The sequence below is a fragment of the Nonomuraea sp. ZG12 genome, from assembly GCF_052068115.1.
In the GTDB taxonomy this organism is placed as follows: domain Bacteria; phylum Actinomycetota; class Actinomycetes; order Streptosporangiales; family Streptosporangiaceae; genus Nonomuraea.
In genome coordinates, this window is sequence record NZ_JBQHCW010000003.1 from 186241 (window position 1) to 198603 (window position 12363).

The following is a 12363-nucleotide window of genomic DNA, read 5'->3' on the forward strand; positions in this document are numbered from 1 at the left end:
CCGTCCTGGTGGTCGCCTGCGTCCGCCTACTTCGATGGTTCGGGCATGACGGGGTCGATCGACACACCGACCCGCCGCCTGGACTTGTCCGGCGTGAGCGCCGTCTACTGGCGTCAGCCCACTCCTTACAAGCCCTTGCCCGGGATGGACACCAGTAGCGCGAGTTGGGCGGCCGAGCAAGCGCGCTACGGGCTGGGCGGCGTCTTGGCGACCCTCCCTGGCGCGTTCTACCTGAACCACCCGTTCCGCAATCGGGATGCCGAGTACAAGCCGCTCCAACTCGCTACTGCCGCCGCCTGCGGCCTGGCCATCCCGCACACCCTGATCACGAACCGGCCGGACAGCGTACGTCGTTTCGCGTCGCGATCGAACGGCACGGTGTACAAACCGCTGTGGTCCACACCGTTCAAGACCGACGACGGTAAGTGGCGGACTATTTGGGCGCATCCCATCGACCCCGAAGAGGTGGACGAGACCGTTACCGGGGCGGCTCACTTGTTCCAGGAGCAGGTGGAGAAGACGGCCGACGTTCGGGTGACGATGGTGGGCGACCGTGTCTTTCCTGTACGCATCGACGGCGCCCCTGCGCTGGACTGGCGGCTGCACTACGACTCATTGTCGTACCGACTCATCGAGGCTTCTCCAGCCGTCGTCAAGAGCATGCGCGCATACCTGGACCAACTTGGTCTGGTCTTCGGAGCCTTCGACTTCTGCCTGATCGACGACGAGTGGGTGTTTCTGGAGTGCAACCCCAACGGTCAATGGGCGTGGTTCGACGACCCGATACCCCACCAGATCGCCGGCGCCATAGCTGACGCGCTGACCCGCCAGAAAAGAGAGTCATGAGCACCACTCCAATGCATCTCCGCCAGGAACTGGTCGCACTGCTGGCGCGAGAAGGCGCCCTGACCGATCCCGGTTGGGGCCGAGCGGTAGAGGTCGTACAGCGTGAGCGATTCCTCGGTGAAGCCCTCTTCTGCCGGGACGCATCGATGGCCGGGGACCACTGGCACTCCATACGGCGAAGCCACCTGCCCGAGGGGAAGTGGTGGGAGATGGCCTACTCCGACAAGACCTGGATCACCCAGGTCGACGGCATCCCGGCCGAGACCGCCGGCACGATCACCGTCGGTGCTCCCACCTCATCCTCGACGATGCCCAGCCTGGTCGTCGCGATGCTGGAACGGGCAGGCATCGGGGACGGCGACAAGGTCTTGGAGATCGGAACGGGGACGGGGTACTCGACAGCGCTCATGTGCGAGCGCCTGGGCGACGGTCAGGTGACCAGCATCGAGTACGACCACCATGCCGCGGCCCGCGCCCGCCTGGCGCTGGAGGACTCCGGGTACGCGCCTACGCTCGTCGTCGGTGACGGCCTGGCGGGGTACGACGAGAACGCCGAGTACGACCGCCTCATCGCGACCTGCTCGGTGCGGTACATCCCCTTGTCCTGGATGGAGCAGGTACGCGACGGCGGCACCATCACCGCACCCCTGTCCGGGTGGATGCCGGGCGACGCGCTGGCTCACCTCACCCTGGCCGACGACGGCTCCGCCTGCGGCCGGTTCCTGCTCGACGACTTCGCCTTCATGCCCGCCCGCCCACATGCCCGCCCGCCCCGGTCGTCGTACGTGATCGGGCTCGGCGACGAGCGGGAGAGCAGGATCGACCCGAACGTTCTGGATGATTCGACCGGCCGGTTCGTCGCCCAGCTCGGCGCTCCTTCGGCCGAGAAACTGGGGTTCGGTGATGAGATCATCCTGCTTGATGTCGCCACCGGCTCCCAGGCCACCACGCGCCGGGATCCGAAGGATGAGGGGTGGCTGGTTCGGCAGCACGGCCCGCTGAGGCTCTGGCAGGCCGTGGAGGATGCGGTCCTGACCTGGCAGCACGCCGGCAGCCCACACCAATCCGGCTTCGGGCTCACCGTGACACGCCAGGGACAGCGAGTGTGGCTCGGCGACCCGGACGGGCCCACGTGGAATCTGCCCGCCTAAGGAAACGAAAGGTCGCCTGGCTGGAAGGTGCCGGTCTCGTCCGTCATGCGTTCGTACTCCTCCAGCCGGGCCTGGGTGCGCAGTGGCGCCGCGTCGGCCATGGCCTCCACCAGGGCCATGGCCAGGGCCAGCGGCGCCACATGCGAGTCGAACACCAGCCGGTCCCCCACCGGGGCGTCGAGCACCACCTCGGCGGGGAAGTCGGGCCGGTCGCAGATCGCCGCAACCCGATAGCCCAGTTTCTCGGCGTACTGCAGAGCGTGGATGACTTCGGTGGGATATCTGGGGAGCACCACGGCCACCATCCACTCGGCGCCGGCCCGGCGGGCCGCGTGCAGGCCGTCGGTCAGCTCCGAGCCACCGTGCGTGAGCAGCCGCACGTCGGGGTGGATCCGCCGGGTGTAGTAGGCGAAGGTGGTGGCGAGCCCGGCCGACACCCTCAGGCCGAGCACGGGCAGCGGCTCGGTGGCGGCCAGCGCCTCCCCCAGCTCCTTCAGCGGCAGGCTGCCGAGCCGGTCGCGCACCACGGTCAGGTTGCGGATCTCACGGTCGACGGCCCCTCTGAGCACGCTCTCCTGCGAGCCCTCCGGGGCGCCGCCGAGCACCAGCGGGCGCAGCGCCTGGCGCAGCTCGGGGTAGCCGGCGAAGCCGAGCACCACGGCGAACCTGGTCACCGACGGCTGGCTCACCCCGGCCCGCTCGGCCAGCTCCACGCTGGACAGGAAGATCGCCTCCTCCAGATGCTCCCCCAGGTAATGGGCGATCCTGCGCTGCACCGGTGAGAGTCTCCGGCCGTCGAGCAACTCGTCGAACCCCGTCACGCCTCCTCCAACACCGCGGCCCCGGCATTATCATCCCGTCACTCAGGACTCACGCATGGGGATGCGGACGCCCCGCTCGGCCGCCACGGCGGCGGCCTCGTCGTAGCCCGCGTCGACGTGGCGCATGACGCCGGTGCCGGGGTCGTTGGTGAGCACCCGGGAGATCTTCTCCCTGGCCAGCGCGGTGCCGTCGGCGACGGTGACCTGCCCGGCGTGGATGGAGCGGCCGATGCCGACCCCGCCGCCGTGGTGGATGGAGACCCAGGAGGCGCCGGACGCGGTGTTGAGCATGGCGTTGAGCAACGGCCAGTCGGCGATGGCGTCGGACCCGTCGGCCATGGCCTCCGTCTCGCGGTAGGGGGAGGCCACCGAGCCGCTGTCGAGGTGGTCGCGGCCGATCACCACCGGGGCCTGGAGCTCGCCCGAGGCCACCATGTCGTTGAAGCGCTCGCCCGCCAGGTCGCGCTCGCCGTAGCCGAGCCAGCAGATGCGCGCGGGCAGCCCCTGGAAGTGGACCTTCTCCTCCGCCTTCCTGATCCAGCGGGCCAGCGGCTCGTTGTCGGGGAACAGGTCGAGGATCGCGCGGTCGGTGGCGGCGATGTCGGCGGGGTCGCCGCTGAGGGCCGCCCACCTGAACGGGCCCTTGCCCTCGCAGAACAGCGGCCTGATGTACGCGGGCACGAAGCCGGGGAAGTCGAAGGCCCGCGCGTAGCCGGCAAGCTTGGCCTCGCCCCGGATCGAGTTGCCGTAGTCGAAGACCTCGGCCCCGGCGTCCTTGAAGCCGACCATGGCCTCGACGTGCCTGGCCATCGACTCGCGGGCCCGCTCGGTGAAGCCCGCCGGGTCCTTGTCCCGCTCGGTGGCCATGTCCTCGAACGCCACCCCGGCCGGGAGGTACATCAGCGGGTCGTGCGCCGAGGTCTGGTCGGTGACGATGTCGATCTCCGCGCCGCGGGCGAGCAGGCCGGGCAGCGCCTCGGCGGCGTTGGCCACCACACCGATGGACAGCGCGCGGCGGGCGTCACGCGCCTCGTAGGCCAGGCGCAGCGCCTCCTCCAGAGAGTCGGCCTGGACGTCGAGGTAGCGGTGCTCGATCCGCCGGGTGACGGAGCGCGGGTCGCAGTCGACGCAGATGGCGACGCCGCCGTTCATGGTGACGGCCAGCGGCTGGGCGCCGCCCATCCCGCCGAGCCCGGCCGTCAGCGTGATCGTGCCCGCGAGCGAACCGCCGAAGTGTCTCTCCGCCACCGCCGCGAACGTCTCGTACGTGCCCTGCAGGATGCCCTGAGTGCCGATGTAGATCCAGGAGCCCGCGGTCATCTGCCCGTACATGGTCAGCCCGGCCGACTCCAGCCGCCGGAACTCCTCCCAGTTGGCCCAGTCGGGCACCAGGTTGGAGTTGGCGATGAGCACCCGGGGCGCCCACTCGTGGGTGCGGAAGACGCCCACGGGCCGGCCGGACTGCACCAGCAGCGTCTCGTCGCCCTCCAGCGTGGTGAGCGTCCTGACCATCGCGTCGAACGACGGCCAGTCCCGTGCGGCCTTGCCCGAGCCGCCGTAGACGACGAGCTCCTGCGGATGCTCGGCGACCTCCGGGTCCAGATTGTTCTGGAGCATGCGGAGCGCGGCCTCCTGCGGCCAGCCCTTGGCGGTGAGCGTGGTGCCTCGCGGCGCCCGCACGGTGCGGCTCATGCGACCTCCTGAATGAACACATTCATCTATGTCACCCGAAGAGTACAACGGCTAGCTGACAAGGAACTGCGTGGCCGCCAGCTCACGGTAGAGCTCGTCCCCGCCGACCAGTTCGGCGTGTGTGCCGACCGCACGGACGCCGCCCGCCTCCATGACCACGATCCGGTCGGCGTTGGTCACGGTGGACAGCCGGTGCGCGATGACGAGCACGGTCGTCTCCTTCGCCACCTCGGCGATGACCTCGCGCAGCCGCAGCTCGTTGACCGCGTCGAGCTGGGAGGTGGCCTCGTCGAGCAGCAGCAGCCTGGGCCTGCGCAGCAGCGCGCGGGCGATGGCGACCCGCTGCCGCTCGCCGCCCGACAGCAGCACGCCCCGGTGCCCGACGGCCGTTTCGAGCCCTTCGGGAAGCCTGGCCACGAGGTCGTCCAGCCGGGTCCGGGCGACGGCCCGCAGCACCTCCTCCTCGGTGGCCTCCGGGGCGGCGAACAGGAGGTTCTCCCGCAGCGTGCCCGCGAGCACGGGGGCGTCCTGCTCGACGTAGCCGAGCGCGGCCCGCAGCTCGGCGAGCGGCCAGTCCTCGATCCGCTTCCCGCCGAGCGCGATCGTCCCGCTCTGGTGCTCGTAGAAGCGTTCGAGCAGGGCGAACACGGTGGACTTGCCCGCTCCCGACGGCCCGACGAGCGCGGTGAGCCCGCCCGATGGCACCTCGAAGGTGACCCCGTCGTGCACGAGCGGCCGGTCCTCGCCGTACCGGAAGACCACGTCCTCGAACGTGACGCCCAGGGGCGTGGGGTCCTCCGGCGGCAGCAGCTTGGCGACGGGCTCGCCCGGCAGGTCCTCGATCTCCTTGATCCGCCTCATCGCGGCCAGCCCCTGCTGGAGCTGGACGGCGCCCTCGACGAGCTGCCCGATCGGCGCCACCAGGTAGAACAGGTAGAGCAGGAAGGCGATCAGCGCCGAGACCTCCAGCGTGCCGGCGGCGACCCTGGAGCCGCCGACCGCGAGCACGCACAGGAAGGCGACCTGCACGGCCATCCAGGTCGCCACGCCGGCCAGCGACGTCCACCCGGCCACCTGCAGGCCCCGGTCGCGGGCGCGCTCGGCCGCGGCGGAGACGACGCCGATCTCGCGCTCCTCCGCACCGCTGGCCTTGACCGTGCGGTAGGACTGCAGCGCCCGGTCGAGCACCGCGCCCATCTCGCCCACGGCCTCCTGCGCGTGCTTCTGCGCCCGCTGGATCTTCGGCATGACCATCCCGGTCAGTCCGCCGATCACCACGATCACGAGCAGCGTGATCAGCAGCAGGACGCCGTCCATGATCGCCATCATCACGATCGCGCCGACCAGCATGAACGCCGCGCCCACGGAGTTGACCACCCCGTTGGTCAGCACCGCGCGCAGCAAGGTCGTGTCGCCTGTCACCCGCGACAGCAGGTCGCCGGGTTTGAGCCGGTCCACGTCCGCGACCTTCAGCCTGAGCATCTGGTCCACCAGCCTGCGCCTGGCGCCGAGCACGACGCCCTCGCCGGTGCGCTCCATCAGATAGCCGCCGGCGGCGGACACCACGGCTCCGACCAACACCGCGGCGGTCAGCCCGAGGAGCGGCCCGGCCATCGAACGATCCTGCCCGAAGGCGTCCACCACGTACTTCGCCAGCAACGGCATGGCCAGGCCCGCCGCCGATCCGATCAGGCCCAACACTCCGCCCACGATCAGGACCAGCCTGTGCGGACGCAGGTATGCGAGTAATTCCTTGATCACAAGCTCCCCTTTCGAGATATATCCCGACAACAGCCAACGAACGGCGACACCGATTCAGCACCCGTCAACTTAGATTGACGACTTAAGTATGTCAACTCATATTGACGCTCCTCCTTGAGGATGAAGACGCCTCATCCGGCGGACGCGCTGGAACGAATAGGGCATCGAGGAACCCGGCCGGAACCTCTCAGACAAGCAGCTCTCGAAAGGACCGACCATGGAGCTCCGGATCAACCGGCGCGCTCTCATCGGACTCGGCGTCGCGGCGGCCCTGACCGCCTCCTCGCTCGCCCTGCTCCGTACAGACTCCGGCATCGCCTCCTCGCACCGCGAAGCCCCGGCGATCGCGGGCGACCCGCGCAACGACAACACCGACGTGTACGCGTTCGTCAGCCCCGACAAGGCCGGCACCGTGACCCTCCTGTCGAACTGGATCCCGTTCCAGGAGCCTCAGGGCGGACCGAACTTCTACCCCTTCGACACCAAGTCCCGTTACAACATCAAGATCGACAACAACGGCGACGCCAAGCCCGACATCACCTACCAGTGGACGTTCCGCGAAGAGGACCGGCGCGGCAACGACACCTTCCTCTACAACAACGGGCCGGTGACCTCCCTCACCGACCGCAACCTGCTCTACCGGCAGCGCTACACGCTCAAGCGGATCACCCATGGCCGCACCCGGACCCTGGTCGCCAACGGCGTCGTGGCGCCGAGCAACGTCGGCCCGGCGTCCATGCCCGACTACGCCACGCTGCGCTCGCAGGCCATCACCGGCCTCCGGGGCGGCGGCCGGGCCTTCGCCGGGCAGTCGGACGAGGCGTTCTTCCTGGACCTGCGCGTGTTCGACCTGCTGTACGGCGGCGACCTGTCCCAGGTCGGCCAGGACACCGCCAAGGGCTACAACGTCAGCACGCTGGGCCTCCAGGTGCCCGTGGAGGACCTGGTGCTCAAGGGCGACGCCAGGCGCAACCCAGTGATCGGCGTCTGGTCCACGACCGACAAGTTCAACGGGCACCGGCACGTCCAGGTCTCACGCCTGGGCAACCCGCTGGTCAACGAGGTCGTCGCCCCCGCCGGGCTGAAGGACGCGTTCAACGCGCTCCCCCCGGACCGGGACGCCGGCGTACCGGCCCTGGTCAAGCGGGTCACCGACCCGGAGGTCGCCCGGCTGCTGCAATCCGTCTACGGCATCAAGGCCCCGCCCACGCCGCGCGCCGACCTGGTGCAGATCTTCCTCACCGGCGTCGCCAAGGACAACGGGCCGATCGCGGCCGATCTCAACTCGCTGTCGCTCAACAAGGACGTGCACGCGGTACGGCCGGCCGAGATGCTGCGGCTGAACACCTCCGTCCCGCCCGCCAAGAGCCCCAACAGGCTCGGCGTCCTCGGCGGCGACCTGCAGGGCTTCCCGAACGGCCGCCGCCTCGGCGACGACGTCGTGGACATCGCCCTGCAGGCCGTGGCGGGGGCCGCGCGATCCGGCAAGCTCATCCCCGTCCTCACGGACAAGGTCGACGCGAACGACAGACCGCTCGGCCAGACGTTCCCGTACATCCCCCTCCCCGGCAACGTCGCGGTGAGCCAACGCTGACCCCGCTCGCACCGGCCTTGACCAGCGCTCTTCCCGTCGCGGCACCTTCTGAGCACCGGAGTCCTCATGCGCCCACTTCTTCCGGCCACCGGACTGGTCCTGGCCGGCGCCCTGCTGTTCACCGTCCTCGCCGTCTCCGCGCCCCCTGACCCGGTGCCGGCCGCGGCCGGAGGTCCCGCCGGGGAGACTCTGCAAGAGCGTCTGCAGCGTCTTCCCGGCGACTACCACGGCTGGGCCCTGCTCGGCAGCCAGTACGTGGACCAGGCCAGGGTCACCGGCGACCCGTCCTACTACGTCAAGGCGGAGGGCGCGCTGGCCAGGGCCGCCCGGCTCGACCCGCGCGACGACACGCGTGACGACACGGTCCTGACCGGCAGGGCGGCCCTGGCGGCCGGTCGGCACGAGTTCGCCGACGCGGCCGAGCTGGCCGAGCAGGCCATCGACGTCAACCCCTACAACGCCGCCGCCCACGGCGTGCTCGCCGACGCCCGCACCCAGCTCGGCGACCTGCCCGCCGCCGAACGGGCCGTGGACACGATGCTGCGCCTGCGCCCGGGCGTGGCCGCCTTCGCCCGCGCCTCGTACGCCGCCGAGCTCCGGGGCGACCAGGAGCAGGCGCGCACGTTCCTGGAGTACGCCCACGACGACGCGCACACCCCCGCCGACCTGGCCTACACCCGCCACTACCTGGGCGAACTGGCCCTGCACCAGGGTGACCTCGACACCGCCGACCGCTGGTACACCCAAGCCCTGGAAGCCCAGCCCGCCTACACCCCCGCCCTCGCCGGCCGAGCCTCCGTCGCCGCCCTGGACGGCCGCCTGACCGAGGCGCTCACGCTCTACGAGCGTGTGGTCCAGCGGCTGCCCCTCCCCCAGTACCTCATCGAGCAGGGCGAGACCCGCCTCAAGGCAGGCCTGCCCGCCGACTGGACCCTGCTGCGCGCCCAGCGAACCCTCCTGGAGGAAGCGGGCGTACGCGACGATCTGACCTGGGCCGAGTTCGAAGCCGACCACGGCGACCCCGCGCGGGCCGTCCGGCACGCCCGCGCCGAGCACGCCCGCAACCCCAACCTCGTCGCCGCCGACGCGCTGGCCTGGGCCCTGTTCAAAGCCGGCCGCCCCGAGGCGGCACTCCACCATGCCAAGCAGGCCACCTCGACAGGCTGGCGCAACCCGCTGATCCACCACCACCGAGCCACCATCGAACGCGCCCTCGGCCGCACCCCCCGAACCACCCCGACCACCGGCCACGACACCCGCACCACCTCGGCCACCGGCTTCGACCCCGACCTGCCCGCACTGGCGAGGCCCTCATGAAACCGCTCCAGCTCGCCCTTTCCGCCACCGCCGGGCTGATCTTCACGCTCTGCGCGAGCGTCCTGCCCAGCACCACGGCCCACGCCGAGACCCCTGCGACCCTCGCTCACCCGCTCGGCAACTTCACCGTCAACCACTACAACGGTCTGCGCGTCTCCTCCGACCGCGTGCGCAACCTCGCCGTAGTGGACCTGGCCGAGTTGCCGACACTGCAGGCCGAGCCGGACGTGGACGACACGTACGCGACCCGCAGATGCACGGCGCTCGCCACCGCGCAGAGCCTCGAAGTGGACGGCAGGGCGGCGCCCTGGCAGGTGGCCCGATCCGCCCACGTTCACGCGCCCGGCCAGGGCGGCCTCCAGGTCAGCCGCCTGACCTGCGAGCTGGTCGCCGTGACCCGGGTGGCGGGGACGGTGAGCTTCACCGACGGCTTCGAGCAGGACCGGATCGGCTGGCGTGAGATCACCGCCACCGGCGACGGCGTCCGCCTGTCCCGTTCGTCGGTGCCCGCGACGAGTGTGACCGACGAACTACGCCGCTACCCCGACGACCTCCTGTCCGACCCCCTCGACCAACGCACGGCCACCGTCGCCGTAGCCGCCCCCGGCGCTCTTCTTGACACCGGCGCCACCACCTCGGGAGTTCCCGGCCCCGGCCCGACTGCCTTCGGTGGGGCGGAGCCGGGTGCGTCCGGTGTCGGTATCTCCGTGATCCCGGTCGGCGGGCCGATCGGGGACGCCTTCGCCGCGCTGGACCGCCTGTTCACCGGGCTCATCGGCGCGGACGATCTGACCGTGCCGCTGGGGCTGCTGGCGCTCGGCCTGGCGGTGGTGCTCGGCGCAGGGCACGCGCTCATCCCGGGACACGGCAAAACCATCATGGCCGCGTACCTGGCCGGTCGCCGGGGCCGTCCCCGTGACGCCTTGGCCGTGGGCGCGACGGTGACGGCCACCCACACGGGCGCGGTGCTGGTGGTCGGGCTGGTGCTGAGCGCGTTCACGACGCTGGCCGGGGAGTCGGTGCTGTCCTGGCTCGGCGTGGCCAGCGGCCTGCTGATCGCCCTCATCGGCCTCCGCCTCCTCAGAACCGCCCACCACCCCGACGACCACGAACATGAGCACGGCCACGGCCACGGCCACGGCCACGGCCACGGCCATGGGCACGGGGCTCGTGGTGGGGGGAAGAGGTCTGGGGTGGTGGGGCTGGGGGTGGCGGGTGGGTTGGTGCCGAGTCCGTCGGCGTTGATCGTGCTGCTGGGCGCGGTCGCGCTGGGCCGGACCTGGTTCGGGGTCGCCCTGGTGACCGCCTACGGCCTGGGCATGGCCGTCACGCTCACCGTGACCGGCCTGCTGCTCGTCAAGCTCGCCGATCGCCTCGAACAGCGCGCCTCGGCGGGCCGCCGCCTGGCGACCCGCCTCTCCGCGCTCGCCCCGCTGGGCACGGCCACGATGGTGGTGGTGCTCGGCGCCGGCCTGGCCATCCGCTCCGCGGTCGCGCTCTGAACGAGCAAGCCCTGAGTCGATCAGCGAGTCTTCGCCATCTTCGAACATGCAGGTCGGAGGCTCTGGCGTGGCGCTCGCTCGGGATACTCATGCTCCGCAGCCAGGTCTCCGTTGTTTGTAGTGTGCGGAAATGACAAGAAGCGAGCGAATCGCGGACCAGCTGGACCGGCACTGGCACAAGAACCTGCGGCCGCGGTTGCACGGTCTTGCCGATGAGGAGTACTTCTGGGAGCCGGTGCGTGGCTGCTGGAGCATCCGCCCACGTGGCACGTCGGCCGAACCGATGTCGGCAGGTTCGGGGGAATGGACGATGGACTTCGCGTCCCCTGACCCGGTGCCGGCGCCGGTGACCACGATTGCCTGGCGGCTGGCGCACATCATCGTCTCCTGCCTGGGCTATCGGGTCGGATGGCACTTCGGCGGCCAGGACGTCGACTCCCAGACCTTCGCCTACGCGGGGACCGCTGACGAGGCGCTGAAACAGCTCGATGAGATGTATGGGAGATGGAACGCGGGGGTCCGCGAGCTCTCGGACGCTGACCTGGAGAATCCGCCCACGGTGGGTCCCGAGCGGTTTCCCATGGAGGGCATCGTCCTGCACGTCAACAGGGAGCTGATCCATCACGGCGCCGAGATTTCCCTGCTGCGCGACCTCTACCGCTGGCAGGACGGACCCGTACCGCGCCGAACATGACTTTCCGGTAACCGGCGATCGAGCTTCGGAAACCTACGTGGACTCCGTGACGCTCCGTGGCTGCGAGCGTCAGTGATCGTGGCGGAACTGGTCGATCATGGCGGCGTAGCCGAGCCCGCCCTGTCCCGCTGCCTGGGCCCGGTCGGTCAGGGACTTGACGAACCTCGGCAGGCTGGTGTCGACGCCGGTGGCCTCGCTCTCGTGGATGAGGTGGTCGATGGTCGCCACGTGGGTGTCGATGGCGGCGTCCAGGGCCGGGTAGGCGCCCTGGTCGATCTGCTCCGCGTAGGCGGACACGAAGCCCGTCACGGCCCCGAGCCACTTGTTGGCGAACGGCGCGAACGTGGTGGCGTCGACCTTGGCGGTGCCGAGCAGGGCCGCACCGTGCAGGAAGCTGTTGAGCGTGCCCCACATCAGGCCGAGCAGCGCCACGTCGTACAGAGAGGCGAGGCCGTGGTCGGCGCCGAGATGGGTGGTGCCCGCGCCGAGGCTCCGCAGCGTCTTCTCATGCTCGTCGTAGGCGGCCTTCGGGCCGCTGTAGAGCAGAAAGGCGTCGACGGTACCGACGACCTGCGGGATCGCCATGATCGCGCCGTCAAGGTAGCCGATCCCCTGGGCCTGCGCCCACGCGGCGGTCTCGCGGGCCTGGTCGGAGCTGCCCGAGGTGAGGTTCACCACCATCCGTCCGGCCAGCACGTCGGCCAGCGGTTCGAGCAGCTCCCGCACGGCGGCGTTGTCGGTCAGGACGACGACCACGAGCGGGCCGGCCTGGACCGCCTCGCGGGCGGAGGGCGCCAGGACGGCGCCCTTCGTCACGAGCGCGCCCGCCTTGCCCGCTGACCGGTTCCACACCGTGGTGGAGTGGCCGTCGTTCAGAAACGCCCCGGCCACCGCGGTGCCCATGCGGCCAAGGCCGAGAACTGTCACATCGGTCGTACGCACAGTGCTTTCTCCTTCGTTTCGGTTCCGGAGATCACGCTCTCAC

10 protein-coding genes are annotated in these 12363 nt (G+C 70.4%); 6 read left to right on the forward strand and 4 right to left on the reverse strand.

The features are described 5' to 3' along the window. Positions 1-45 precede the first annotated feature (45 nt). Positions 46-846 carry an ATP-grasp ribosomal peptide maturase gene (locus tag ACTMTF_RS12695; protein ID WP_441110772.1) on the forward strand — a complete coding sequence of 267 codons (801 nt, stop codon included), beginning with the start codon at positions 46-48 and terminating at the stop codon, positions 844-846. Next, complete coding sequence (gene tgmC / locus ACTMTF_RS12700) at positions 843-1997, forward strand: ATP-grasp peptide maturase system methyltransferase (RefSeq protein ID WP_441110773.1); 1155 nt, start codon at positions 843-845, stop codon at positions 1995-1997. The genes ACTMTF_RS12695 and tgmC overlap by 4 nt, the downstream gene beginning before the upstream one ends. Here tgmC and ACTMTF_RS12705 read toward each other — a convergent pair. From ACTMTF_RS12705 to ACTMTF_RS12715, 3 genes are read right to left on the reverse strand one after another with little or no spacing between them, the layout of a single operon-like run. Beyond that, complete coding sequence (locus ACTMTF_RS12705) at positions 1994-2818, reverse strand: MurR/RpiR family transcriptional regulator (RefSeq protein ID WP_441110774.1); 825 nt, start codon at positions 2816-2818, stop codon at positions 1994-1996. The genes tgmC and ACTMTF_RS12705 overlap by 4 nt on opposite strands. Before the next feature lie 42 nt (positions 2819-2860). Further along, complete coding sequence (gene hutU / locus ACTMTF_RS12710) at positions 2861-4510, reverse strand: urocanate hydratase (protein ID WP_441110775.1); 1650 nt, start codon at positions 4508-4510, stop codon at positions 2861-2863. A 51-nt stretch (positions 4511-4561) separates the two neighbouring features. Next, the gene (locus tag ACTMTF_RS12715; protein ID WP_441110776.1) at positions 4562-6271 is read right to left on the reverse strand and encodes an ABC transporter ATP-binding protein; all 1710 of its coding nucleotides are present in this window, start codon (positions 6269-6271) and stop codon (positions 4562-4564) included. Positions 6272-6488: 217 nt separating this feature from the next. On the opposite strand from ACTMTF_RS12715, the gene ACTMTF_RS12720 reads away from it, so the two are divergent. The 4 genes from ACTMTF_RS12720 (at position 6489) to ACTMTF_RS12735 (ending at position 11378) form a co-directional block, all read left to right on the forward strand. Continuing rightward, entirely contained in the window at positions 6489-7865 is a 1377-nt protein-coding gene (locus ACTMTF_RS12720) for a DUF4331 domain-containing protein (protein WP_441110777.1), read from the forward strand. A 66-nt stretch (positions 7866-7931) separates the two neighbouring features. Further along, entirely contained in the window at positions 7932-9182 is a 1251-nt protein-coding gene (locus ACTMTF_RS12725; protein ID WP_441110778.1) for a tetratricopeptide repeat protein, read from the forward strand. Beyond that, positions 9179-10684: a nickel/cobalt transporter gene (locus ACTMTF_RS12730; protein WP_441110779.1), complete on the forward strand. Its 1506-nt coding sequence runs from the start codon at positions 9179-9181 to the stop codon at positions 10682-10684. The genes ACTMTF_RS12725 and ACTMTF_RS12730 overlap by 4 nt, the downstream gene beginning before the upstream one ends. Before the next feature lie 130 nt (positions 10685-10814). After that, on the forward strand, positions 10815-11378 hold the full coding sequence (locus tag ACTMTF_RS12735; protein ID WP_441110780.1) for a DinB family protein: 564 nt from the start codon (positions 10815-10817) through the stop codon (positions 11376-11378). 69 nt (positions 11379-11447) lie between these two features. Here ACTMTF_RS12735 and ACTMTF_RS12740 read toward each other — a convergent pair whose 3' ends face one another. Next, the gene (locus ACTMTF_RS12740; protein ID WP_441110781.1) at positions 11448-12320 is read right to left on the reverse strand and encodes an NAD(P)-dependent oxidoreductase; all 873 of its coding nucleotides are present in this window, start codon (positions 12318-12320) and stop codon (positions 11448-11450) included. Positions 12321-12363 lie beyond the last annotated feature (43 nt).